This is a genomic window from Halorubrum salsamenti (assembly GCF_007671685.1).
GTDB lineage: Archaea > Halobacteriota > Halobacteria > Halobacteriales > Haloferacaceae > Halorubrum > Halorubrum salsamenti.
Window position 1 is genome coordinate 75,783 of sequence record NZ_VCNL01000005.1, and the last position, 22,524, is coordinate 98,306.

The window sequence follows — 22,524 nt, forward strand, 5'->3', positions numbered from 1 at the left end:
ATCGGGGGAGATGACTCCGGAGCCGTGCGACTTCGACTCCATCCGTCTCCGGTCGTCCGCGCTGTCAGTAGTTCCGGTACACCGTCTTCGTCGACGTGAAGAAGTCGAGACCGGCGTCGCCCTGCTCTCGGTACGTGTTCGTCGAGGAGTTCTTGTACCCGCCGAACGGGACGTGCAGCTCCAGCCCGGTCGTCTTCTCGTTGACCTTCGCGACGCCCGCCTCGATCTGATCGACGAACTCGTCGGCCTCGGTGAGGTCCTGCGTGACGATGCTCGACGAGAGCCCGTAGTCCACGTCGTTCGCGACCGTCAGCGCCTCCTCGAAGTCGCTTACCTCGATGACCGACAGGACCGGCCCGAAGATCTCCTCTTGGGCGATCCGCATGTCGTTGTCGACGCCCGAGAACACCGCGGGCTCGACGTAGTAGCCGTCGCCGTACTCGTTACCAGTGAGCCGTTCGCCGCCGGTTTCGAGGGTCGCTCCCTCCTCCCGTCCGAGTTCGACGTACTCGAGCGTCGACTCGAGCTCGCTCTCGGAGACGTGCGGCCCCATGTCGGGGTCGTCGAGACCCGGCCCGATTGCGACGTCGTTGGCGTACTCAACCATGGCGTCGACGAACTCGTCGTAGATGTCCTCGTGGACGATCGCGCGGGAGGCCGCCGTACACGACTGGCCCGTCGTCCCGAACGCCCCGACGCCGAGGATCTCCGCCGCCTCGTCGACGTCGGCGCTCGGCATCACGACGGTCGGGTTCTTGCCGCCCATCTCGCACTGGACGCGCTTGAGGTCGTCAGCGGCGCTCTGCGCGACGCTCGTCCCCACTGCGGTGCTGCCGGTGAACGAGACGCCGTCCACGTCGTCGTGTTCGGCCAGCGGTGTCCCAACGTCGCCGCCGGATCCGGTCACCATGTTCGCGACCCCGTCCGGGAGTCCGGCCTCGTCGAGACACTCGAGGAGGACCGCCGTCATGCCCGGCGCGGCGGAGGCGGGCTTGATGACGGCCGTGTTCCCGGCGGCCAACGCCGGGGCGAGCTTCCACGCGGGAATGGCGATCGGGTAGTTCCACGGGGTGATCAGCGCGACGGTCCCGAGCGGTTCGCGTTTGGTGTACAGCTCCGTGTTCCGCCCGCTCGCCGACTTGCTGATCCCGCCGAGATCGAGACACTTCTGAGCGTAGTAGGCGAAGATGTCGATCGCTCGCTGGACTTCGCCGGCGGCCTCGGCGCGCGTCTTCCCCTCCTCGCGAACGAGCGTCTCGGTCACCGACTCCTTCCGTTCCTCGAGGAGTTCGCTGGCGCGTTTGAGGACGTCGCCGCGGTCCGGGCCGGGGGTGTCCGCCCACGTCTCCTGCGCGTCGACCGCCGCGTCGATCGCGCCCTCGACGTCGCCGGCCGCAGAGGCCTGAAACCGACCGGTGATCGACGACGGCTCCGCCGGGTTCCGAACGTCGAACGTCTCGCCCGTCTCGGAAGTCGTCCACTCTCCATCGACGTAGTTCTTGTAGACCGTTGGCATCCGGCTTGAAGTCGCCGCTACTGATACAAAGGCTTTGATAAAGTGGCCAGCCCCTTCGGTTCGAGAGACATTTTCATGCACGTAGTGTCCCGACCGTCGGGACTAGGTGAGTAGCGGTTACGTACGGCTAGGCCCTTCAACGATACGGAAACCGGGACTGGCACGTAACTAAACGACTGACGAAGGATTGGCCGCTCCGTGTCTCCGTGACGCGAATGTCGCTCGGTGTGCGGACCGGACGACCGGAGCGTTCATCGCGTCGCTTCTAACGCGTGACTCGGTTCGTTCGGTATCGCCACCAACACTCGAGTCACGCGGTCGTCGGCGTCGTCAGTCACCGTGGACGAAGGTCACGGGGCAGGGCGCCTCGAGGAGAAGCGTCTGTGACAGGCTTCCGAAAACGGCCTTGTCGGCCGGAGTCCGGCGGCTGCCGCCGATAACGAATCGGTCGGCGTCGACGTCTTCGGCGAGTTCGAGGATCGCCTCGCCGGGGTCGCCGACCGCGCCGCGAACTTCGTACGCGATGCCGGCGTCGTCGAGGCGCTCCGTCACCGCCTGCACCGTCTCGTGTTCGGCGACGACGTCGTCGACGGAGTGTTCGTCGTCGGGATACCTGTCGAGTAGGTCGTCGTACTCGGTCCGGGAGAGAACCTGCGGGTAGTTACCACCGCTTATCGCAGGTATTGTGGTCACGATATCGTCGTCCCCGTCCTGAATGGCGTGAGCCACCACGACGGTGGCGCCGGTCGGATCGGCGATCTCCAAGACGGCATCGACGAGCCGACTGAGTCGGTCCTCGTCCGAGTCGCTGACTGGCAGCAGAACTGTCTCGATGGTCACGGTAACCCTTTCGTTTACCAGATACAAGTAAATTTATATTTGCGAGTTTCGGAATATGCAACAAAGAGGCGACTGCGGAGAATCCTGCCGACCGATCGTTGCGCGACGGAGTGGTGACCGCTCTCACCGCTCACGTCGGTGTCGTGTCCGCGGATCAGTCGTCAGAGAGCGCCCCGCTCGGCGTCGACGGCGCACTGGATCGGCTGACGAACCAGGTCGTCACGAGGGCGCCCGCGACGATGAGCAGGAGGAAGCCGGCAGTTCGGAGCATTCCCACGCGCCCGAACGCGTCGACCAGCGGCATCGGGGCGAACGGCGAGAGAGCGAACCCGCCGTACATCATCATCGTCACGCCGCTGAGTGCCCGTCCGCGGACCTCCTCCTGAACGATCGACGCGATCCAGTCGTTCACCGTCGGCAAGAGGAGCCCGAACCCCATCCCGCCGGCGACGATGATGCCGACGAGCACGACCGGGAAGAGCTCCACGGAAGTGAACAGCAGGAAGCCCACCGCGGCGAGGGCGAACGCGGCCGCGATGAGCGTGATGTGTCGGAAGTGCTGTTTGATACGGCCGTACATCGATGCCATGACCACGCCGGCGATCATGACGCCCGAGATGATCAGGCCGGTCTGGGAGTCGCTCACGCCGAGCGATCCCTGGAGGTAGTACGGGACCTCGATCATGATGAGGTTGTTCGTCAGCATCCCGAACAGCACGAGGAAGTAGATCCCGGCGATGACCTTCGTCGGCGACTCTCGAACGAGCTTGGCAACGGCCTCGACCCGGCTGATCTCGTCGTTCCGCTGGGACTCCTGGACGTCGGGTTCGGGCAGGAGACGCAGGATTGGCGGGACGAACAGCAGCGCGCCGGCGAAGACGAGGAAGATGTATCGCCAGCCGAGGGTCCCCGCGATGTAGCCGCCGAGGACGGCCGCGACGGCACCGCCGCCGGCCTGCACGGCGCCGTAGTACCCCATGACCGACTCGCGTCGGCCGCCGGAGTAGTAGTCGGCGATCAGCGTCGGGACGGTCACCATGAGCGCTCCGACGGCAATGCCGTCGAGGATGCGCGTCGCCAGGATCAGGTAGATCGAATCGAGGAAGAACGCGATGCTCGTCCCGGCCCCGTAAATGACGACCGCGGCGATCAGGATCGGCTTGCGCGCGTACTTGTCGAGCAGGTACCCCGTGAGGGGCGCGACGACGATCACGATCCACGCGGACGTCGTGCTGACCAGCTGTGCCAGCGTCTCGGAGTTCGGTACGTGCGAGAACGTCTGTTGGATCGCGGGGATGGTCGGGTTGATCAGCGCCCCGGAGAAGGAGGGGATGATCCCGATCAACACCAGTGTCAGGAGCTTCGACCACTTGAAAGACTCAGTGTAGCTCTCCGACATACTCACTCACCGGAGTTTCTCCCGGTCTTTGGATCGGGCGTAGTCTGTAGTCTACCTTCTATGAGACGGTGTTGCATACACTCATAGTTATATACAAACATTATAAATATCTTTCCAAAGTGCGGAGTGAGGCGTCCCCCTCCCAGATGACCATTCTGCCCCTCTATCAGATCCTTCTGCCCCTGCACCGGATCCCGTCGAGCGACGCTTCTGAACGGTCGCTGACCGCGGGCCCCCGATCGACGGCAACTCGGGCGAGTGGGTTCCTCTGTAACTTTCTGAGATAGCTGCTGTCCGATGATATTGAACGATAAATCTCCGCAAGATCGAGCATCGTTGGCTGGTGGCAAAGACAGCTACCCGATGATTAAAAATACGGACCCTGAAAAAGGGACAATCACATCAGCTCCGTAGATAATGCGTTCAATGTCATTGAAATAGTTCGGGAGACGGAACCAGACCGGTATCCGAACTTGCGGACGAGATCGCCGTCCCGGAAAGTACCGCTCACATCCGTCTCAAGACTCTCGAGGATCGGTCGGGTCTCGGAGCGGACCCGCGAGAACCTCGGTTCGGAGAGCGTCGCCATCTCGATCGCGGGCCCGAAACACCGGTTCGACGCCGAGCGCATCGACGACGAACTACAGTCCGAGCTACGGAACGCCGCGAACGTGATCGAGCTGCGATCCCGGCACTCCTGACTCGAAGGAATTACACGCGTATGTGTGTAAACTCCACCTCCGCCGTTCGATGTCGTTGGACAAACGGGTGCAGCGTGGTTTCGGTAAATGTCCGCGCTTCTCAGGCCGTTTCTCATATAACTGTTAGCTGATGTTTTCTTGGAACCATATATTTTCTATAATAAATAAGCGATCGCCACCCTCCTCAACGTCGAGACCGAGACGTCTCCGATGGAACACCTGTTTGAGACCGTTTGAACCGCTGACACAGTATTTCACGTCGATATCTCGCGTCTCACCGACGACGACGCACTCCCAGTGCGATCCCGAGGTGTCACTCGTCCGATCCCGACAGATTACTCTACGGAAACCTTCAAAAACGCCGAGGTTAGCGCTTACAGCTATATAACTGGCTAATCATCGATTAGCGTTTCGCCGGTCATCGACTGCCCGTCCGCTCTTCGAGATCGGACGTGAACTGCCCCTCGTGTGCTACTTCGAATTGTATCAAATACTATGGCTATATTTAAATCAGACACTCTGGGAATCTCGACGGGCGCGTCACGATCGACTGCAACGGCGGGGCCGGGATCAGCAGCCGCCAGAGACGAGGCGGAGTCCGACGGTTCCGAAGGCGATCACAAATAAAGACGATCATAGAGTAGGGACGATCATACGTATACAACGCGCACGCGACCGGGCTCACCACCGTGGACAGCCGGATCGACTCTTCGAGGAGAGTGAGGAACTCTGGGAATCTCCGCGGAGTAGACGAGCGAACCGGCCCGGTCTGGGCGCGGGAGGGCCTAATAACGGATTAGTCCGCAGTCGTAGTCGCCTGACGACGAGTCTGACGGAGCGACGAGACCGTCGTGTAGAGGATCGCGAAGGCGACGACGACCGCCGCACCGATGACGAGCACCAGCCCGAGCAGTTCGAGAGTCGAGTTGCCGATGTAGGAACCGATCTCACCGATACCGACCGCGATGGCACCGATCAAGAGCATGCCGCCGAAGTAGACCTTGATGCCGTCAGCGTCGACGACGGCGGTCGCGGCGGAGCCGATACGTGCACCGAGTGCGCTCCCGAACAGCAGCGGGGCGACGATACCGAGGTCCACGCCGCCGCCCTGTCCGTAGAGGTAACTCCCGAGGCCGCCGGAGAAGACGATCTCGAAGAGGTCGGTACCGACGGCGACGGGCACCGGGACGCCGATCGCGTAGATCATCGCCGGCATCCGGATGAAGCCGCCACCGACGCCGAGGAAGCCGGACAGGAGGCCGGTCGCGAAGGCGACGGCCGTGATGACCCACGCGGAAACGCGGACGTCGCCGCGGAGCGTCACCATCGGCGGAATCCGAACGGTCTGTTGAATCGTCTTCGCGATTTCGGGAATCTCGTACTCGTCGAGGTCCCGGTCGGCCGCCTCGTGGTCGACCCCGCCTCCGCCGTCGCTGTTCAACGCGTCACGAGTCACCATCGCTCCGACGCCGCCGAGCAGGACCACGTAGGCGACGCTGATGATACCGCCGGCGAGTCCCAGCGACTCGAGGTAGTAGACGCTGGCACGCCCGGCCTCGATCCCGATGGTCGTCCCGGTGATCATGATCGCGCCGAGCTTGTAGTCGACCTGCCCGAGGTCGTGGTGTTTCAGGGTCGCGATGACGGCCGTCCCGAAGACGAACGCCATCCCGCTCCCGACCGCGACGGGCGCCGGGTAGTCCAACATCAGTAGCGCGGGGGTTACGAGGAACGACCCGCCCATGCCGAAGAACCCGAACAGGACGCCGACGACGAGGCCGAACCCGACGAACAGAGCCAGCATCTCGGGGCTCGTCTCCAGGATGCCAAGCCCGCCGAGGAGGCTATCGAGCATTCGCTTCACCTCCGATCAAGAGCTTCATGAGATAGGGTCCGAAGAGCCGTTCGAGGCCACCGTATCCCACGTACAGCACGATCGCTTCCAGTAGAATCGTGCCGATAAGCAAGGCTGTCTCCGGGTCCCACGTGGGAATCTCTAGTCCTGCCATCGATTCTCCCTCCGACGTCCGAACACGATAATTCGCTGTTGGCACATTTCTGCTCAATACACCCTACCCGCTTCGTGCCTATAACGGTTTTGGGGTCGTTGCACAATACTATATCCAGGTAACCTCGGCTGGAGTATCGATAACTTACGGAGAACGTACGGTACTCCGGCGGTTCCAGAAACCGGTCAGTGGACGTCCCGTTTCTCGACTACCCCTCCGAGATCGAACAAAACTGTGTTGTCGACGCCCGACGAAGGTGTCGGTATGAGAGCCCTGTGCGCGACCGACCTGTCGGCAGCGAGTGAGGCCGCGATAGAGAACGAAACCTGCCTCAACTGCCTGGGACGTATCGGCGTCGATACGATCCATCTCGTGACGGTCGTTCCGGCGAACGTCCACTCCGGGATGCCCGGCGTGAATTTCGAGGAGCGACGCCGACGGGGACTGGACCGGTATCGCGCGGTAATCGAGGCCGCCGGGTTCGACGCCGAGACGCACGTCGTCCGCGGGACTCCCTACCGACGTATCAACGGCATCGCCGAGACCGTCCACGCCGATCTATCGGTCGTCGGCTCACGGGGGCAGAGCCCGCTGGAGAACCGGGTCATCGGCTCGACCGCCCGCAACCTCGCGCGGACGACCGTCGTTCCGTTATTGGTCAACCGCGTCGAGCGGGCGACCGCCGACCCCGACGTTCTCCGAGAACACCTCTTTCAGCGTATTCTCTTCGCGACGGACTTCTCCGAGAACGCCGACCGAGCGTTCGACGCCTTCTCGTACCTCCGTCACGCGACCGAGGAGGCGACTCTCGTTCACGTGCGGTCGCCGAAAGACGAGGGCGTCGACGCCGACGTCAGTCCACGGGAGCAGCTGGCCGAGCACGCGCGCACGCTGGAAAACTGGGGCATCGAGACGCGGACCGAGGTCCGGCAAGGCGATCCCGCCGACGAGATCCTCGCCGTCGAAGCGGAGGTAACGCCGTCGACGGTCCTCGTCGGGTCGAAGGGGCGAAGCCGCATCCGGCGGCTCCTGTTGGGGAGCGTCTCCGAGGAGATCGTCGCACAGGCGACGGGAAACGTCTTCCTCGTTCCGCCGCCTCGGGCGGTCTGAGGGAACCGACGATCAGCACGACAGCCGCCTACAAGAGGAGGAACGCGGTACCGTACGCGAGCACGAACGAGAGGACGAACGACCCGGCCCACGCCCCCACCGTCAGGAGGATCTTCCGTGCGTCGACGGCCTCTCGACCGCCGACGGCTGCGCCACTCCCGATGATGGCGCTGACGACGATCTCGTTGAACGAGACCGGGACCCCCAGCAGGACCGCCAGCTGTGCGATCAGGAACGACGGCACGAGCGCCGAGATGGAGCGCCGCGGGCCGAGCGACGAGTAGTCCTGGGCGAGCGACTTGATCATCCGCGGCGCACCCGTCCACGAGCCGACGAGCATTCCGAGGCCACCGCCGACGAGCACGGCGAACGTCGAAACCATCCCCACCTCGTCGAGCAGCGGCAGCAGCGGCCCGACGGCGAGCCCGACCTGGCTCCCGCCCGCGGAGAAGGCGACGAGCGACCCGAGCGCGAGCAGCACGCGCCGCAGGCCGCCCCGTTCGTCGCGACTGACGTCCCACCAGACAACGCCGGCGACGGCCAGCGCCGCGAGGCCCGTCATACCGACCGCCGACGCGACCCCGTCGACTGCGAGCGCCCGCTGTCCGAGGCCGCGGAGGGTTCCGGCCGCGCCCCCCTCACCCAGGAAGCTGAACTGGACGTTCACGAGGACGGCCCCGACGAGGCCGGCGAGGACGGGGATACTGTACCGTTCGGGGACGTCGGAACGCGGGAGGAGGCTGGCGATGGTGAACGCGATGCCGCCCCCGACGAACGGCGTCAACACCCAGACGGCGGCGATCTGTTGGTACTTCGGCCAGACCGGCGTCCCGCCGAGCGCGAGGCCGACGCCGATGACGGCGCCGGTCACGGTGAACGCGGTCGCGATCGGGTAGCCGGTCGTGATGCCGATCGCCATCAGCCCCGCGCCCAACACGAGCACGAGGATGACGCCGGCGACCGGCAGACTGATGCCGCCGACGAGGCCGCTGCCGATGGCTTCCGAGACGTTGCCCCCCTGAGTAACGGCACCGGCGAAGCCGAAAATACCGACTAGGAAGGCGGCGCGCATCGTCGCGATGGCGTTCGCGCCGACGGCAGGGGCGTACGGCGTCGCGCCGCTCGACCCGGCACCGATGACCCACGCCATGAACAGACTCGCGAGACCGGCACCGACGAAGAGGGCGATAAGCGCGGGCTCCATAATCGGTGAGCTAGTCTGCGCGCGTCGCGGCGGTGCCCTGCGCCTGGGTATGGCTCCGCCAGTAGCCCTGGGCGTACGCGCCGACGAACATCCCGGCGAGCGCCCAGAGGATGGTGACGTTGCCGACGCCGAGGCTCGCGTACGCCGCGCCCGGGCAGATGCCGGAGAGCCCCCAGCCGACGCCGAAGACGGCGCCGCCGACGAGGACGTTCCGATCGAACGGCTTCAGCCGGCGCTCGTAGGGGTCGCCCGTGAGGGGCGCGGCGTCTCGAATCCGTGGCAGCAGGGCGAACGCGATCCCGGAGACGATCGCGGCGCCGAACATGACGAACGGGAGGCCGAGGTCGTCGAACTGCAGGAAGTTCAGCACGACCTCAGGCCGCGCCATGTGGCTGAACCCGAGCCCGAACCCGAATATCAGGCCGCCGACGAAGACCAGCGGCTTGAACAGCGGATGTCTGTCCGCGCTCACGTGTCGCTCCCTCCGGTCGCTCCCGTTCGCGCAGTTCGAGACGCAAGCGTCTCGCGCATTACGGGCTCACCCCCATCGCGGCGACGACCTGGGCGGTCCCGATCGCCACGGTCAGGAACGTCACCACGCCGGCCAGCGACGTCTTCGACGCCGAGCCGACGCCGCAGACGCCGTGCCCGGACGTACAGCCCTTGCCGACTCGGGTCCCGATGCCGACTAGGACGCCGCCGACGAACAGCCGCCACGGCTGGACGTCGGTCATCCAGAGCGTCACGCCGGCGACCTCGTACAGCCGGCCGGTCGTTCCGGGCTCGTACAGCGAGCTCGTGACCAGACCGGACTGGAACGTCGCCGCGAACGCCAGTCCGCCCAAGATGATGCCGGCCGTGAACACGAGCCGCCAGTCACGCGAGCCGACGTACCGTTCGAACCGTGACTGGTCGGAGACGTACGACAGCGTCGACTCCAAGAACGTGCTCGCCCCGGCCGGGATTCCCGTCCCGACGTAGATCAGGACGGTTCCGAGGCCGACGAACAGTCCGCCGACGGCGTACCGACTGATCCCGTTGGGGAACAGGTCGGCGACCGCCTGAAGCAGTACTGGGTCAGTGACCATCGGCGTCGTTAGTCACCCGCGAGCGAGTCCTGGCTGGCGGCGCAGTTGTTCGGGCCGAGCTCCAGGGTGAACGCTTCCTCGTCGTCGACGGCGTTCTGCCCGAGGTTCGTCGCGATGATGTCCTCGTAGTTGGCCGGCCGCGGGGGCATGTCCGAGAGGATGAGGTCGACGAACGCCTGTTCGTCCATCGTGAGCGCGTCCATCTCCTCGACGAGTTCGCCGATGGGCGCGGTGTAGGTGCCGTCCGCGGCGGGCTCGGCGGCGTCGCTGAAGTGCGCGCCACCGACGAGCGTGTCGTCGGGCAGCGTCAGCACGCGCTCCTGCAGGGACTCGTAGAGCATGCGCGCGGCGTCCGGCGCCCCCTCGTCGCCCTCTTCGAGGTCGGGGCGGGCGACGCTCTCGATGAACAGCCCGTCGCCGGTCGCGAGCAGGCCGTCGTCGACGAGGTACGAGGTCATCCCGGTCGTGTGGCCGGGGGTGGAGACAGTCTCGATGGTGGCGTCGCCGACCTGGAAGGTGTCACCGTCCTCGGCCGTGGTCAGCTCGTCCGCGTAGGTGACGCCGCGGTCGACGGCGGCCTCGGGGATGACGCCCTCGACGCCCTCCGCGTCGAGGTCGCGCACACCCGAGATGTGGTCGGCGTGAATGTGTGTGTCCAGCGCGTACTGTAGCTCGACGCCGAGGTCGTCGGCGTCGTCGAGGTAGCGGTCGGTGAAGGCGCGCAGCGGATCGATGATCGCGGCTTCGCCGTCGTCGTAGAGGAGGTAGCCGAGACAGCCCGAAGAGGGGCGCTGGTACTGGAGGAGCGTGCCGGCGCCGTCGTAGCGGTCGACCTCGACGGCCTCGTAGATGCTCGCCCAGCCGTTCATGCCGTCTTCGAGGTGGTCGACGTCGTAGCCGCGCTCAGCGAGGGTGCCCGCGACGTACTCGCTGGCGCCGCCCTTCGCGCAGAGGACGGTCACTTCGCGGTCGTCGGGGATCCGGTCGAGGACGTCGTCGTCGATGTCGTCCTCGAGGAACTCGAAGTACGGGACGTTGATCGACGTGACGTTCTCGCCGTCGATCCGCCACTCCTCGTAGTCCGATTGCATGCGCGCGTCGAGGAGCGTGACGTCCTCGCCGGCGTCGATACGGTCTTTGAGCGATTCCGGGTCGACGGATTCCACGTCGGCATCCGGAGTCGGGAAGTCGTCGGCGTTCATGTTGTGCAATCATTCCTACCGGACGGACGTACAAAAGCATTTGCATAGATATCCCCTAATAACACAATACTGTATCAACGAGGAGACCGGTGTTTTGCCTCGCAACCACGCGTAACTGGGTATAGCTCGTGTCTCAGCTGTATGGAGTCATTAGTTTATTGGAGTATTCCCAAAAACCGACAATCTTTTACTCCGGTAGTGAATATTGTGCGATAGCTCCAATACAGATAAACGGAGCAGATAACCAATGAGTGCTGAATTCGACATTACGGAGACGCTCGACGTGAAAGGCGCATCGTGTCCCATGCCAGTGGTGAAGACGAAGACGGCCATCGACGACCTCGCCGAGGGTGACGTCCTCGAAGTGCTCGCGACCGACCCCGGAAGCATGAGCGATATCGACGGCTGGGCGGCCGGCACCGAGGGCGTCGAGCTCGTCGACCAGGAGGAAGGCGACGACGTGTACAAACACTACGTCCGCAAGACGGAGTAACGATGAGCACGGACACACCCGACGCGTCGGCCGACGACGCGCCGTCCCGTGCGGAGCTGGCCGCGCGCGTCGACGAGCTTGAAGACGCGCTCGCGGAAGCCACCAGCGACGACGGCGGCAAGAAGATGAGCATCATCGCGACGAAGGGCACGCTGGACATGGCGTACCCGCCGCTCATCCTCGCCAGCACCGCGGCCGCATTCGGCTACGAGGTGACCGTCTTCCACACGTTCTGGGGGCTGGAGATCCTCCACGAGGAGCGCTCGAAAAACCTCAAGCTCAGCTCCGTCGGCAACCCCAACATGCCCGTCCCGAACGCCGTCGCCGCGCTCCCCGGCATGGACCGCGTGACGACGAGGATGATGGAGAAGAAGATCGCGGACAACGACACCGCCACCATCGAGGAGCTCATCGAGACGAGCCTGGACATGGGCGTGGAGTTCCAGGCCTGTCAGATGACCATCGACCTGATGGACTACGACGAGGACGACTTCTACGACGGCGTCACCACGGGCGTCGGCGCGGCGACCGCCCTTCAGGACATGGCCGACGCCGACATCCAGCTCCTCGTTTGACCGTCGACGGACGAACCTGCGCCCGATTCTCGAACAACGGCCCGGCACAGCGGGCGCCGTGCTGCCCCGCACAGCAGGTATCGCTCCGACTGTCGTAGACTGTTTATAAAGGAGTCAGGGCGACGAAACCGGGAGTCGTTCGATCGCGCCGCGGAGCGACGCGAACCGCCGATCGGCCGCTAGTCGGACTCCGCAGTGGCGCGCTCGCGGCCGATCGCGCTCGCCACCGTCAGCAGGTAGCCCAGCCCGTACTGGACCTCCGGGTCGCGCACTCCGCGGAGCAGTCCGACGGCTCCGACCCGCTCGGGCGGTTCGCGCTCCGCCTCGCCGACGCTCTTCAGCAGTGTCTCGACGCCGTCGCGGGTGTCGTCGTCGGCCGCGGTCTGTGCCACTTCGCCGAGCGCGGCGCCGGTCCCGGCCAGCGACGTCACCATCTCGTCGTCGAGCGCCGCGGTCGCCAGCGACCCGACTTCCGCGATCTCGGCCAGTTCGTCGAGCGTGCCGCTCCGCTGGAGCGCGAGCAACGTGTCGAGTGCCTCCCGCAGATCGTCGCCGTTCTCGCCGACCGTCTCGGCCAGCGCCACGGTCTCGTCGGTCGCCAGCCCGTCGGCGGACTCCGCCAGCGTCGACCCCGTGGCCGAGAGTTCGCGGACCATCTCGTCGTCGAGCGCGCTCTCGCCTAGGGAGAGCACGTCCAGTAGCTCGTTGACGGCGTCGAGGTGTGCCACGAACTCGGCGACCGCCTCGGGGTTCTGTTCGATCGCCGCCTCCAGCTCGGAGTGATCGGGGTTCTGCTGTTCAGACATGGTCAGAGCAGCCCTCGCGCGGTGAGCCAGTAGGACTCGTTGTACGCCAGCTTCGACCAGTGCAGCTTCTCCGAGGGCGGCGCGGGCGACGGCGGATTCTCGTAGTCGAACTCGACGAACGATGCCGCGTCCATCCCCGTCTCGATAAAGCACAGCGTCTTGCCGTCGTAGGTCGCCGTCGCCGGTCGGCCGCGGAGTTCGCTGGCGAGGCGTTGGCCGACGACGCCGGCCTGGTAGTGGGCGACGCTGCCCGCGTTGGGGACGCCGGTGTCGGCGGTGTCGCCGAGCGCGTAGACGTTCTCGGCGGCCTCGGCTTCCAGCGTGTGCTTGTCGACGTCGACCCAGCCGTCGTCGCCGAGCCCCGCCTCCTCGATCAGGTCGATGCCGCCGTGGGGCGGAATCGTCACGAGGAGGTCGTAGTCGAGTTCGGTCCCCTCCATCGACGTGACGGTCTCCGCCTCGGGATCGACCGACTCGGCGTTGAAGAACGTCTCCACCTGGATGTCCCGTTCCTCCATGATGGGGCGGGCCCACTCGGCGATGTGGGGGTTTCCGTGGACGCGCTGGATCGGGTACGTGTAGGTGATATCGACGTCCTCGCGGAGGCCGCGCTCGCGGAGCCAGTCGTCGGCCATGAACACGAACTCCAGTGGTGCCGCCGGACACATATGGGGCGTCCCGATGACGCTCAACACGAGTTCGCCCTCGGTGAACGCCAGCAGTTCGTCGCGCAGGTCGGTCGCGCCCGACTCGCTGTAGTAGTTGTGACCGCCCTCCGTGAGGCCGGGGATTCGGTCGGGCTCCAGCGTCGATCCGGTCGCCAACACGAGGTGGTCGTACTCCGTCGACGGCCCGTCACCGTCGAACCGGAGCCGCTGGGACTCGGTGTCGATGTCGGACACGCGGTCGATCCGGATATCGACGGCGTCGTCGACGAGTTCGTCGAGCGCGCGGCGACCGTCGTCCGGCTCCCGCTGGCCGAACGGCACGTACAGCCAGACCGGTTTGTAGACGTGGTCGGGGTCGTCGTTGACCAGCGTGACGCGAACGTCACCGGCGTCGAGTTCGGGTTCGAGTCGGTCGGCGAGGTCGTTCGCGAGGACGGTACCGCCGGTCCCGCCACCGACGATGACGACGTGTTCAGTCATGCTTTCTCCACGTAGAACGCGTTGTGGTCGTCGCGTTCCTCGACCGCGAGTAGTTCGTTTCCGGCTTCCTCAGCCCACTCGGGAACGTCGGTGAGCGACTGGTCGTTGTCGCTCAGAAGCCGGATCACGTCCCCCGACTCGGCGCTCCGAATCTTTCCGATGAGGTCCATCAGCGGACCGGGACATGCTGCGCCTCTAGCATCGACGGTGTCGTCAGGCTCGATGTCAGTCATAGATATCTCACAGGCGGCAGTTGGAACCGCTTCGTATTAGTATTGTGTTCAAGTTCCACGATTCTGAAAATCTGTGGAGTCGGCATGTGCCAGCGACGGCAATCGAGAAATAGCCGATTCAGGATGGTTATCGCTCGATTACGAACGCGTAGTGGTACGGTGGCAGATCGACTCATCGATCAAGCTCAAACGCCGTGACCGGAAGCACGGCAGCTCCGGTTTCCCTCGACGTCAGCCGAAGTACCGTCTGGGGCCTCCGAGTGATGTCAATCCGACGACTGCCAATCCCAGTCCGATACCGATGCGGGTCGGTCTGTCTGTCGCATTGATATTGTCTTTTATGTACAGAAACACACTATACTGATAGGCCTCCTCGGCGACTTCCACTCGCCGGCCAAGCGACCCGGCACAACCGTCACGTCCAAAGACTGCTACCGGTCGATCTGAGACAGCCACCTCGCCGGGAGCTGAGCGTAGACGACGGCGTTGTCGCCGAGCACGTCGACCGGGACGTATTCGTCGGGCGCGTGGACGGTGTCGGTCCCAAGCGCGAACTCGACGGTCGGGATGCCCGCATTCCGGAGTTTCTTGGCGTCACCGCCACCCGTGGCGCTCCGTCTGAAGACGCGATCTCCCGTGGCGTCCTCCGCCGCCGACGCGACGGCTTCGACGAGTGCGCTGTCGGGGGCTTCGGCGGTGCCGACGCTCCAAGCGACGTCGGTGATCGTGATACCTTCGCAGTCGGCGACGCACTTCCGAATCTTCTCGAGCACGTCGGGCGTGTGGACACCCGCGGTCAGCCGCACGTCGACCTCGGCTCGCGCGGACTGCGGGACGGTGTTTATCGCGTCGCCGCCCTCGAGCACGCCGAGATTGATTGAGGGGTACCAGAACAGGTCTCGAGCGGTGGCCTCGCCCATCGAGGGGGCGTAGTATTCGACCGACTCCTCGACGATCGGTGCCACGTCAGCGTCGATATCGAGCCGCTCGGTGCCGAATCGTTCGCGCATCGTCTCGACGGCGTCGTAGAGTCGGTCGACGGCGTTGACGCCGAGTACCGGCCGAGAGCCGTGGGCCCCTTCGCCGCTGGCTTCGAGCGTCAGCCAGATGCTGCCCCGATCCGCGACCGTGACGGAGTGGCGGCCTTCCTCACAGGTCGGCTCGCCGATCACGCACGCGTCCGCGTCGAGGTGTCCAGCTTCCAGCAACGCTGGCAGGCCGGCGTCGCCACCAACCTCCTCGTCGCTCACGAACGCGAATTGGAGGTCGACGGGCGGATCGGTGCCGGTGGCTGCGAAGGCCCGAATTGCGAACAGCATCGACGCCACGGCACCTTTCATGTCGGTCGCGCCGCGACCGTAGACGCGGTCGTCGACGCGCTCGCCGAGCGGGTCGTGGGACCACGCGTCGGCGTCGAATGGCACCGTATCGAGGTGGCCGTTGTATAACAGCGCGTGGTCAGACTCGCCCGGGATTCGAACGAGGAGGTTCGGCTTCGCCGGATCGACTGCGAAACGCTCGACGTCGACCGAAAGCGGGTCGAGGAACCGCTCGATTTCAGAGGCGATCTCACGCGTATCGCCAGGGGGGTTCGACGTATCAATCGCGAGGAGTTCGAGGGTCAGCGAGACCAGTTCCTCGCGGTGGGCTCGCACGTACTCGTGGGGGGTCATGTCGTTCATAGACAGTCGAGTTCTTATAGTGGTTCGAATCCGCTGGGACGATCGCGTGCCCTCAGTCGTCTGAAAGACGACGGGCCGCGTCTGGAAGTCCGTCAGTCACAGCGTGGTCGAGTCACTTGCGCTTCTCGATCGCAGAGCGGAGCCGCACTTCGTCCTGCATGCCGACGAGCCGTTCGGCCGGCTGGCCGTCGGAAAACAGAACGATCGTCGGTCTCAGCGGCAATCGTTTCGATGACCGGTTCGAGCATCCGACACGGCCCACACCAGTCAGCGTGGAAGTCGGCCAGCACGATATCGTGTTCGGCGATGGTTCCGGACAGCTCAGCGTTTCCGTTGATCGGAACTGGTTCGGACGGGCTCTGCAGCTCTGTCTCCTCGTCACCGCTCGTGTCGCCCCTCTTTCGAAGCTCCCCTCGTTTCTGTCGTCGGACCTCTTCGAGGTCTCCCGTCATTGTTCCGCTGTTTGTACCGAGGCCGTTTATGTGTTTTGTATAATACTCACAATACCACTTCGGCACAGATGCGGCATGAGTAGTTCTACATAAGAAGACCTGTCCTTCGACAGTGTATCCGAAGAGACTTTGTTCTGTAGGCACAAGACAATACACGAATGACGCTCCCAATCGACCCGAGCCAGATCGACCCTGCGGACATCGGCGAAGAACAGGCGACCCTCGAGATGAGCCACGAAGACGCGATCGAACACGTCCGCGACGTGTTCACCGACGCCGGATTCGGCGTCCCCGTTGAGTTCTCCCCCTCGGAGATGCTCAACGAGAAGGTCGACGCGGGCCGCGATCCCTACTACGTGCTCGGCGCGTGCAATCCCGAGGTCGCCGACCGCGCGCTCGACGCGACCGACAACAAACTCGGTGCGCTCATGGCCTGTAACGTCGTTATCTGGGAAGAGGAACCCGGTAAACAGGTCGTCTACCACGTCTCTATCATGCGCATCGGACGACTGGTCGGGATGGCGCCCGATAACGAGGAGATGGCGGACATCGTCTCCGACACCGGCGAACTCGTCGACGAAGCGTTCCGGAACCTCTGACGTGGGCTCCCACGCGTTCGACGTCGATCGCGCCGACAAGCGCGAGAGCGCCCAGTAGCGGTACCGGGTTCGACACCGACGACGTCGCGGCGGTCGTCGACCGGAGCGACAACACCGTCACACGGTCAACCGCGTCCTCAAGCGACTTTGCGACCGCGATCTCGCCGACATGGACGACGGCAGTACCGACTTCAGTGACAACTTCGTGATCGACTCCGCGAGTTCGCGCGCGAGCTGACACACCACCTCCCCGACAAGGCCTCGATGCGGTCGCGCCGGACGGGACGATTCTCCGGGAGGGTCACGACGAACACGCTGCCGATCGACGACGACTCCCGCTACCGCTCGTACCGTCTCCTACTGCTCAGCTATGCCGACGTCGGCTTCGCACCGAATTCCACACGCGGACTGCACCCCGTATCGACCGCCTTTCGAGAGAAGAGAGACGTCTACCGCTCCGCTGACGGCGCGCTGGGTGCGTGGCCCGAGATCGTCTTGGCCGTGGGTCATCGCCGACGACCAGTCGGTCGCGGACGTGGCCCGTTCGGTCACTGTCCGGGGCGACGGCTTCGGGCAAGTTTCGAGCTGGCTCAAGCACGAGATTACTGAAAATATCCGCAAACGGTACTGTTCGTTATCCTACTTTTTAAGTGATATATAACGGCAGTTAGTTCTGCGTGAGAAGCGATTTCAAATCGATAGCCGTCTTCGGTGAGAACCGGCCCGAGACAGTCTGTGTCATCGACGGGAAGTACCGCGTTGTCGAGTTGATAGCGCCGATGTGGCTCGGTCAGAAACCATCGTGTCGTCCGTTTCGTTGCGGTCGGATAGCGGCTTTCGTGGTGGATTTCGCTCGTATACGGTCCAACCACGCCGTACTGCCAGAACTGCTGACCACGGAGGCGGATCGTCTTCTCGGCAACCGCGAGTTGATCCTCGGAAACGGTCATGACCGGCTGTACCTCGGCTTCCCGTTCCTCGTCGCGGATGGAGGTTCGACTCCGCTCGGGATTCGAATCATAGAATATCATAACTATATTTAAATATGATATATTCTGATAACGGACGTCTTCTCAGCGATCTCACGGAGTGCCTTCTCTCGCTCGATGAACTCCAGGTAGATCCATTCGACGCGCTTGGCGAGGCAAGCGCTTTTCGGCAAAGCAGTGAATCCCCGTTCCGATTTATCCCTGACTCACCAACGACCGAATTGCATATACAATAGTTCAATGGAATATGGTACCCAATTCCGTATTTTCATAAGGGACTCCGATCTGTCGGCAGTCATGAACGTGTCTCGGCTGGTCGCCGCGTTGTTCATTGTCATGGTGCTGGTGTCGCTTCCGGTTGCTCCCGCGGCCGCTCAGGACGGCGGCGGAGAAGCGGGAGAGTCGGGTGAAGGCGGTATCGAGGGACAGATCGAGGGGTTCATCGAAGGGCTCGGACTGGCGGGCGCCGTGGCCGTCCTCATCGTCGGCGCCGTCATTCTGACCGTCTGTGTCGAGAAACTGATAAGATATCTCACTCGGGCGGCGCTGGGGTTGCGGGTCTCGCTGTTCACCCTCGCGATCATCTTCACCGGGATCGAGTTCGACGACACGGTCCTCGCGCTGGTGTTGTCCGCGGGCGACCTCGAGGGAGCCGCGCTCGGGACGGCGCTCGGTACGGGGCTGGCGATCGTCGGCGTCACGCTGGCGCTCGCCGCGATCATCAGGCCGTTCCCGGTCGATCTCCCGATCGACTACGTCGTGCTCTTCGCGTCGGGGCCACTACTGCTGATTCCGTTCGTGCTCATGGGGACCCTGACGACTATTCACGGGCTGCTGCTTCTCGGCTTCTTCCTCCTGACGTTCGGGTACATCGTCGTCCGCGAGCGCCAGCGCGACACGCCGGTGTTTCGCAACACCGAACTCGGAGAGTCGCTCCGGGCCGACGGCGGGGTCACCGCGCCCCAGTCTCTCTCGGAGATCCCGGAAGACCGGCTCGTCGGCGGGCGGTCCGCGTCCGGGTGGCCGTGGATGGCGCTCTCCGTCCTCGCGCTGGCCGGGATCGTGTTCGCGTCGATGCTACTCGAGGGCGGCTCGGAGGTCGTCATGGAGGGCTTCGGCCTCGAACAGACCGTCTTCGGCGCCACCGTGCTGACGGCGATCCTGACGTTCGAGGACGTCATGCTCACGATCGAGCCGGTACGGCGGGGCGTTCCCGAGATCGGCGTGGGGAACGTCATCGGGAGCGTTCTCTTCTCGGTGACGGGCAACGTCGGCGTCATCATGCTACTCAGCGACCTCGAGATCTCTCAGTCGGTGCTGACGTTCCACCTCCCGTCGGTGATCCTCGTCACGACGCTGGCGGCGTACTTCCTCTACTCCGGGGAGCTCAAGCGCTGGCACGGGTTCCTCCTCGGCGGGCTCTACGTCGTCTACTGGGTGGCCGCGATCCTCGTCTTCGGTGGCGTTCCGATCGGCGGGTGATCAGCGGCGTTCCGATCGATCCAGCGACGCGCTGACGGCGCGGGCGCCCGCCGGTCGCCGAGGCGAGCATTTTTATCTCGGTTCGACTCATACGTGAACGATGGACACGGTTGAACACTGGGTGCTCGACGACGACGACCGCGTGCTCGTCGAGCGGTTAGCGGCTGGGCTCGGCCGCGACGCGGCGCGGGTGCTCGCATACCTTCTCTTGCGCCGCGACCACGACCGGATCGAGCGGGCGCGGGCGACGTCGATGGCGATCCGCATCGGGACGGGACTGAACGGGAAGGCCGTCGACGACGCCGTCTCGAAGCTCGAAACGCGGGACCTGATCGAGCGAGCGACCGTCGAGTCGTCCGGGGGCGGACGACCGCCGAACGCGTGGCGGCCCGCGCGCGACCGCCGCGAGACCCTCGACCGCGTGTACCATTCCCACTCGATCGCTCTCCTCGAACGAGCGGCCGCGGTCGCGGAGCTCGATCGAGAGCCGACGGAGGGATCGGGCTCGCTCTCTGGGCCGGGGGACGAATCGGCGCCCGAGCGCGGTCCCGAGGTCGTCGTCGCGCTTAACTGGCGCCCGAACTCGCTCCACCTTCCGCTGTACGCCGCCGTCGACGAGGGGGCATACGAGCGACGGGGGCTCGACGTGACCGTCACCAACCACCGCGGCTCGCACCGAGCGCTCGAAGCGGTACTGGACGGGGACGCGGACGTCGGGCTCGTCGGGGCGGGATCGGTCGTCCGGGCGCTGGCCGCGGACCGCCCGGTCGTACCGCTGGCCGTACTCCACCAGCGAACCGCGACGGTGCTGTACGCGCTCCGTGGCCGCTTCGGCGAACCGTTCGAGAGCGTGAATCAGCTGCGCGGACGGCGGATCCTCACGACGACGGGCTCCGAGACGTGTCTACTTGCGAGGCTGTTCCTCTCTCAGGCCGACCTGCTCAGCGAGGTCGAACTCGTCGACGCCGACGGCGAGGAGCGCGACGCGCTGATCGCCGGCGACGCCGACGTAGCGACGGGATCGCTCGCCGATCCGCTCGAACTGGAGGCGGACAGCCGGACGGTCGACGTCCTCTCGATCGGCGACCACTTCCCGATCTACGGGCTCACGCTCGTGGCCCCGGAGGCTGCGTTCGAACCGGAGAACGGCCGTTGGCGGCGATTCCTCGCGGGAACGTCCGCGGGCTGGGCGACGGCGAGGACCGATCCCGGCCCGGCGGCCACGGCGGTAGCCGCGGAGACGGACGAGTCCGCGAGCGCCGTGAGCGAGCGCTTCGCGCGGGCGGTCGAGTCGTTCGGGACGCGCGACGCGCTCCGAGACGAGGGGTGGGGGTGGCACGGGCCAGCGACATGGAACCGGCTGAAGACCGCGCTGGAGCAGGGCGATCTGCTCGGTGGGGCCCCATGATCGAGATCGACGGTGTGACCGTCACGTTCGACGACGTACGGGCGATCAAAGACGTCGATCTGACGGTCGAAGACGGGGAGTTCCTCACGGTGGTCGGCCCGTCCGGCTGCGGAAAGACCACGCTGTTGCGGACCGTCGGCGGGCTCCAGGAGCCGACGACGGGCAGCGTCCGCGTGAACGGAGCGACCACGGACGCGGCGCGGACGAACGCGGAACTCGGGTACGTGTTCCAACAGCACACGCTGCTGCCGTGGAAATCGGCCGTCGAGAACGTCACGTTCCTCCGAGAGATGGCCGGGAAGTCGGCCGACAGGGAGGAGGCGAGGCGGCTCCTCCGCGAGGTCGGGCTGGAGGGGTTCGAGAGCGCTCGGCCGGCGGCGCTGTCGGGAGGGATGAAACAGCGGGTCGCCATCGCGCGGGCGATCCACCTCGGGGCGGAGATCCTGCTCATGGACGAGCCGTTCGGCGAGCTCGACGAGATAACGCGAGAGCGGCTGGGCGTCGAGATTCGCAGGCTCTGGCGGGCCGAGCGGAAGACGGTCGTGTTCGTCACCCACAGCGTCCCGGAGGCCGTCTTCCTCGCCGACCGCTGCGTCGTCATGGAGAGCGATCCCGGCCGGGTCATCGAGACGTTCGAAGTCGACCTGCCTCGGCCGCGGACGGACGAGGTGTACAGCAGCGACGCGTTCCAGGAACAGGTCGCCGCGATCCGGAGCGTGTTACACGAGAACCGCTCGGAGCCCTCGACCGCCGGACCGACGCTCACGGAGCCATGAACGAACGCGTCCGAGGATCCGGATCGCCGGTGAGGGCGGCCGACGTGGCCCTCCCGCTCGCCGGGCTCGCGGGGGCGACCGGGGCGTGGTGGGCGCTCGTCGCCGCGTTGAACGTCCCCTCGTACCTCCTCCCCCCGCCGGACGCCGTCGCCGCGGTGATCGTCGGCAACCCGGGGATGTTCGCCCGGAACGCCGTCGCGACCGCGGAGAAAGTGGCGATCGGCGGCAGCGTCGGCGTCGCGACCGGGTTCCTTCTCGCGGTGTCGATCTCCCGCCTTCCGTGGCTCAGGCGTGCGGTCTACCCGTACCTCGTCACCGTGCGAGTGCTCCCGAAGATCGCGATCGCACCGCTGCTGCTGATATACGTCGGCACCGGCACGACCACCGCGGTCGTCTTCATCGGGCTCATCGCGTTCTTCCCGATGGTGTTGAGCACGGCGGCGGGGTTCGAGCGCGTCCCGACCGAACAGCGGGACCTGCTTCGCTCGGTCGACGCCGACCCGCTGGACGCGTTTCTGCGGCTCGAACTGCCGTACGCCGTCCCCGACCTGTTCGCCGGGCTCAAGCAGTCGGTGACGCTCGCCGTCATCGGAGCCGTCGTCGCCGAGTGGCTCGTCTCCGACAGCGGACTCGGGTTCCTCATCCTCCTCGGCTCGGAGAACGTCCAGGTGGACCTCATGCTCGCCGCCCTGGCGGTGCTCGTCGCCCTCGGGCTCTCGCTGTACGGGCTGGTCGTCCTCGCGCAGCGCCGCCTCGGCTGGACGCCGGCCGCCGGTTGAGGGGCCGGAAGCCGGTTCCCCGCGAGAGGCGGA

The 22,524-nt window shown here is 65.2% G+C and carries 23 protein-coding genes and 1 pseudogene; 8 read left to right on the plus strand and 16 right to left on the minus strand.

The genetic code is table 11. The features are described from left to right. Window positions 1-64: 64 nt before the first annotated feature. The 5 genes from xacF to FGL94_RS18400 all read right to left on the minus strand — a co-directional run bounded on the left by xacF (window position 65) and on the right by FGL94_RS18400 (window position 6,465). Complete coding sequence (xacF, locus tag FGL94_RS13640; RefSeq protein ID WP_144926366.1) at window positions 65-1,516, minus strand: 2,5-dioxovalerate dehydrogenase; 1,452 nt, start codon at window positions 1,514-1,516, stop codon at window positions 65-67. Window positions 1,517-1,846: 330 nt separating this feature from the next. Beyond that, window positions 1,847-2,356, minus strand: a complete 510-nt coding sequence (locus tag FGL94_RS13645; protein WP_144926368.1) for a universal stress protein — start codon at window positions 2,354-2,356, stop codon at window positions 1,847-1,849. Window positions 2,357-2,510: 154 nt separating this feature from the next. Next, the gene (locus FGL94_RS13650) at window positions 2,511-3,755 is read right to left on the minus strand and encodes an MFS transporter (protein WP_144926371.1); all 1,245 of its coding nucleotides are present in this window, start codon (window positions 3,753-3,755) and stop codon (window positions 2,511-2,513) included. 1,497 nt (window positions 3,756-5,252) lie between these two features. After that, a complete protein-coding gene (locus FGL94_RS13660) occupies window positions 5,253-6,311 on the minus strand; it encodes a sulfite exporter TauE/SafE family protein (protein WP_144926374.1) in 1,059 nt (352 codons plus the stop codon). Then, entirely contained in the window at window positions 6,301-6,465 is a 165-nt protein-coding gene (locus tag FGL94_RS18400) for a DUF7512 family protein (protein ID WP_186313417.1), read from the minus strand. Before FGL94_RS18400 ends, FGL94_RS13660 begins: the two co-directional genes overlap by 11 nt. 264 nt (window positions 6,466-6,729) lie before the next feature. Here FGL94_RS18400 and FGL94_RS13665 point away from each other — a divergent pair, with 264 nt between their 5' ends. After that, entirely contained in the window at window positions 6,730-7,575 is an 846-nt protein-coding gene (locus tag FGL94_RS13665; RefSeq protein ID WP_144926377.1) for a universal stress protein, read from the plus strand. A 28-nt stretch (window positions 7,576-7,603) separates the two neighbouring features. Here FGL94_RS13665 and FGL94_RS13670 read toward each other — a convergent pair whose 3' ends face one another. The 4 genes from FGL94_RS13670 to FGL94_RS13685 are packed head-to-tail and all read right to left on the minus strand — an operon-like array spanning window position 7,604 to window position 11,069. Then, window positions 7,604-8,779 carry an inorganic phosphate transporter gene (locus FGL94_RS13670; RefSeq protein WP_144926380.1) on the minus strand — a complete coding sequence of 392 codons (1,176 nt, stop codon included), beginning with the start codon at window positions 8,777-8,779 and terminating at the stop codon, window positions 7,604-7,606. A 10-nt stretch (window positions 8,780-8,789) separates the two neighbouring features. Then, complete coding sequence (locus FGL94_RS13675; protein ID WP_144926383.1) at window positions 8,790-9,251, minus strand: DUF6691 family protein; 462 nt, start codon at window positions 9,249-9,251, stop codon at window positions 8,790-8,792. A gap of 58 nt (window positions 9,252-9,309) precedes the next feature. After that, complete coding sequence (locus tag FGL94_RS13680; RefSeq protein WP_144926386.1) at window positions 9,310-9,867, minus strand: YeeE/YedE family protein; 558 nt, start codon at window positions 9,865-9,867, stop codon at window positions 9,310-9,312. An 8-nt stretch (window positions 9,868-9,875) separates the two neighbouring features. After that, window positions 9,876-11,069: an MBL fold metallo-hydrolase gene (locus tag FGL94_RS13685; RefSeq protein WP_144926389.1), complete on the minus strand. Its 1,194-nt coding sequence runs from the start codon at window positions 11,067-11,069 to the stop codon at window positions 9,876-9,878. A gap of 247 nt (window positions 11,070-11,316) precedes the next feature. On the opposite strand from FGL94_RS13685, the gene FGL94_RS13690 reads away from it, so the two are divergent. Together FGL94_RS13690 and FGL94_RS13695 are read left to right on the plus strand one after the other, a co-directional pair. After that, the gene (locus FGL94_RS13690; RefSeq protein WP_144926392.1) at window positions 11,317-11,562 is read left to right on the plus strand and encodes a sulfurtransferase TusA family protein; all 246 of its coding nucleotides are present in this window, start codon (window positions 11,317-11,319) and stop codon (window positions 11,560-11,562) included. 2 nt (window positions 11,563-11,564) lie between these two features. Then, window positions 11,565-12,137 carry a DsrE/DsrF/DrsH-like family protein gene (locus FGL94_RS13695; protein ID WP_144926394.1) on the plus strand — a complete coding sequence of 191 codons (573 nt, stop codon included), beginning with the start codon at window positions 11,565-11,567 and terminating at the stop codon, window positions 12,135-12,137. 179 nt (window positions 12,138-12,316) lie between these two features. Here the strand turns inward: FGL94_RS13695 and FGL94_RS13700 are convergent, their stop codons facing one another. From FGL94_RS13700 to FGL94_RS13725, 5 genes are all read right to left on the minus strand, one after another. Beyond that, complete coding sequence (locus FGL94_RS13700; RefSeq protein ID WP_144926397.1) at window positions 12,317-12,943, minus strand: DUF1641 domain-containing protein; 627 nt, start codon at window positions 12,941-12,943, stop codon at window positions 12,317-12,319. A gap of 2 nt (window positions 12,944-12,945) precedes the next feature. After that, a complete protein-coding gene (locus FGL94_RS13705; RefSeq protein WP_144926400.1) occupies window positions 12,946-14,091 on the minus strand; it encodes an NAD(P)/FAD-dependent oxidoreductase in 1,146 nt (381 codons plus the stop codon). Then, window positions 14,088-14,324: a sulfurtransferase TusA family protein gene (locus FGL94_RS13710; protein ID WP_144926403.1), complete on the minus strand. Its 237-nt coding sequence runs from the start codon at window positions 14,322-14,324 to the stop codon at window positions 14,088-14,090. Before FGL94_RS13710 ends, FGL94_RS13705 begins: the two co-directional genes overlap by 4 nt. A 431-nt stretch (window positions 14,325-14,755) precedes the next feature. Further along, on the minus strand, window positions 14,756-16,006 hold the full coding sequence (locus tag FGL94_RS13720; RefSeq protein WP_144926405.1) for a M20 family metallopeptidase: 1,251 nt from the start codon (window positions 16,004-16,006) through the stop codon (window positions 14,756-14,758). A gap of 92 nt (window positions 16,007-16,098) precedes the next feature. After that, window positions 16,099-16,458: a thioredoxin family protein gene (locus FGL94_RS13725; protein WP_241659184.1), complete on the minus strand. Its 360-nt coding sequence runs from the start codon at window positions 16,456-16,458 to the stop codon at window positions 16,099-16,101. Window positions 16,459-16,616: 158 nt separating this feature from the next. Between FGL94_RS13725 and FGL94_RS13730 the strand changes: the two genes are divergently transcribed. After that, a complete protein-coding gene (locus tag FGL94_RS13730) occupies window positions 16,617-17,057 on the plus strand; it encodes a DUF302 domain-containing protein (RefSeq protein ID WP_144926408.1) in 441 nt (146 codons plus the stop codon). Between the two features lie 375 nt (window positions 17,058-17,432). Here the strand turns inward: FGL94_RS13730 and FGL94_RS18630 are convergent. Together FGL94_RS18630 and FGL94_RS13740 are read right to left on the minus strand one after the other, a co-directional pair. Then, window positions 17,433-17,628 (minus strand): annotated as a pseudogene (locus FGL94_RS18630) (hypothetical protein); the annotation flags it as partial. Window positions 17,629-17,659: 31 nt separating this feature from the next. Then, window positions 17,660-18,088, minus strand: coding sequence for a hypothetical protein (locus FGL94_RS13740; protein ID WP_206664927.1), 429 nt, complete (start codon window positions 18,086-18,088; stop codon window positions 17,660-17,662). Window positions 18,089-18,343: 255 nt separating this feature from the next. Here FGL94_RS13740 and FGL94_RS13745 point away from each other — a divergent pair, with 255 nt between their 5' ends. The 4 genes from FGL94_RS13745 to FGL94_RS13760 all read left to right on the plus strand — a co-directional run bounded on the left by FGL94_RS13745 (window position 18,344) and on the right by FGL94_RS13760 (window position 22,491). Beyond that, window positions 18,344-19,528 carry a sodium:calcium antiporter gene (locus FGL94_RS13745; protein ID WP_186313418.1) on the plus strand — a complete coding sequence of 395 codons (1,185 nt, stop codon included), beginning with the start codon at window positions 18,344-18,346 and terminating at the stop codon, window positions 19,526-19,528. Between the two features lie 100 nt (window positions 19,529-19,628). Continuing rightward, a complete protein-coding gene (locus FGL94_RS13750) occupies window positions 19,629-20,936 on the plus strand; it encodes an ABC transporter substrate-binding protein (protein WP_144926413.1) in 1,308 nt (435 codons plus the stop codon). After that, window positions 20,933-21,712 carry an ABC transporter ATP-binding protein gene (locus tag FGL94_RS13755; protein WP_144926416.1) on the plus strand — a complete coding sequence of 260 codons (780 nt, stop codon included), beginning with the start codon at window positions 20,933-20,935 and terminating at the stop codon, window positions 21,710-21,712. The genes FGL94_RS13750 and FGL94_RS13755 overlap by 4 nt, the downstream gene beginning before the upstream one ends. After that, a complete protein-coding gene (locus tag FGL94_RS13760) occupies window positions 21,709-22,491 on the plus strand; it encodes an ABC transporter permease (protein WP_144926419.1) in 783 nt (260 codons plus the stop codon). Before FGL94_RS13755 ends, FGL94_RS13760 begins: the two co-directional genes overlap by 4 nt. Window positions 22,492-22,524 lie beyond the last annotated feature (33 nt).

What these genes read in the sequence shown, in the direction of transcription:
- xacF (WP_144926366.1), bottom strand. Translation starts at nt 1,516, where the DNA reads ATGCCAACGGTCTACAAGAACTACGTCGATGGAGAGTGGACGACTTCC.
- FGL94_RS13650 (WP_144926371.1), bottom strand. Translation starts at nt 3,755, where the DNA reads ATGTCGGAGAGCTACACTGAGTCTTTCAAGTGGTCGAAGCTCCTGACA.
- FGL94_RS13660 (WP_144926374.1), bottom strand. Translation starts at nt 6,311, where the DNA reads ATGCTCGATAGCCTCCTCGGCGGGCTTGGCATCCTGGAGACGAGCCCC.
- FGL94_RS18400 (WP_186313417.1), bottom strand. Translation starts at nt 6,465, where the DNA reads ATGGCAGGACTAGAGATTCCCACGTGGGACCCGGAGACAGCCTTGCTT.
- FGL94_RS13665 (WP_144926377.1), top strand. Translation starts at nt 6,730, where the DNA reads ATGAGAGCCCTGTGCGCGACCGACCTGTCGGCAGCGAGTGAGGCCGCG.
- FGL94_RS13670 (WP_144926380.1), bottom strand. Translation starts at nt 8,779, where the DNA reads ATGGAGCCCGCGCTTATCGCCCTCTTCGTCGGTGCCGGTCTCGCGAGT.
- FGL94_RS13680 (WP_144926386.1), bottom strand. Translation starts at nt 9,867, where the DNA reads ATGGTCACTGACCCAGTACTGCTTCAGGCGGTCGCCGACCTGTTCCCC.
- FGL94_RS13685 (WP_144926389.1), bottom strand. Translation starts at nt 11,069, where the DNA reads ATGAACGCCGACGACTTCCCGACTCCGGATGCCGACGTGGAATCCGTC.
- FGL94_RS13690 (WP_144926392.1), top strand. Translation starts at nt 11,317, where the DNA reads ATGAGTGCTGAATTCGACATTACGGAGACGCTCGACGTGAAAGGCGCA.
- FGL94_RS13695 (WP_144926394.1), top strand. Translation starts at nt 11,565, where the DNA reads ATGAGCACGGACACACCCGACGCGTCGGCCGACGACGCGCCGTCCCGT.
- FGL94_RS13700 (WP_144926397.1), bottom strand. Translation starts at nt 12,943, where the DNA reads ATGTCTGAACAGCAGAACCCCGATCACTCCGAGCTGGAGGCGGCGATC.
- FGL94_RS13705 (WP_144926400.1), bottom strand. Translation starts at nt 14,091, where the DNA reads ATGACTGAACACGTCGTCATCGTCGGTGGCGGGACCGGCGGTACCGTC.
- FGL94_RS13710 (WP_144926403.1), bottom strand. Translation starts at nt 14,324, where the DNA reads ATGACTGACATCGAGCCTGACGACACCGTCGATGCTAGAGGCGCAGCA.
- FGL94_RS13720 (WP_144926405.1), bottom strand. Translation starts at nt 16,006, where the DNA reads ATGAACGACATGACCCCCCACGAGTACGTGCGAGCCCACCGCGAGGAA.
- FGL94_RS13725 (WP_241659184.1), bottom strand. Translation starts at nt 16,458, where the DNA reads ATGACGGGAGACCTCGAAGAGGTCCGACGACAGAAACGAGGGGAGCTT.
- FGL94_RS13730 (WP_144926408.1), top strand. Translation starts at nt 16,617, where the DNA reads ATGACGCTCCCAATCGACCCGAGCCAGATCGACCCTGCGGACATCGGC.
- FGL94_RS13740 (WP_206664927.1), bottom strand. Translation starts at nt 18,088, where the DNA reads ATGATATTCTATGATTCGAATCCCGAGCGGAGTCGAACCTCCATCCGC.
- FGL94_RS13745 (WP_186313418.1), top strand. Translation starts at nt 18,344, where the DNA reads ATGAACGTGTCTCGGCTGGTCGCCGCGTTGTTCATTGTCATGGTGCTG.
- FGL94_RS13750 (WP_144926413.1), top strand. Translation starts at nt 19,629, where the DNA reads ATGGACACGGTTGAACACTGGGTGCTCGACGACGACGACCGCGTGCTC.
- FGL94_RS13755 (WP_144926416.1), top strand. Translation starts at nt 20,933, where the DNA reads ATGATCGAGATCGACGGTGTGACCGTCACGTTCGACGACGTACGGGCG.
- FGL94_RS13760 (WP_144926419.1), top strand. Translation starts at nt 21,709, where the DNA reads ATGAACGAACGCGTCCGAGGATCCGGATCGCCGGTGAGGGCGGCCGAC.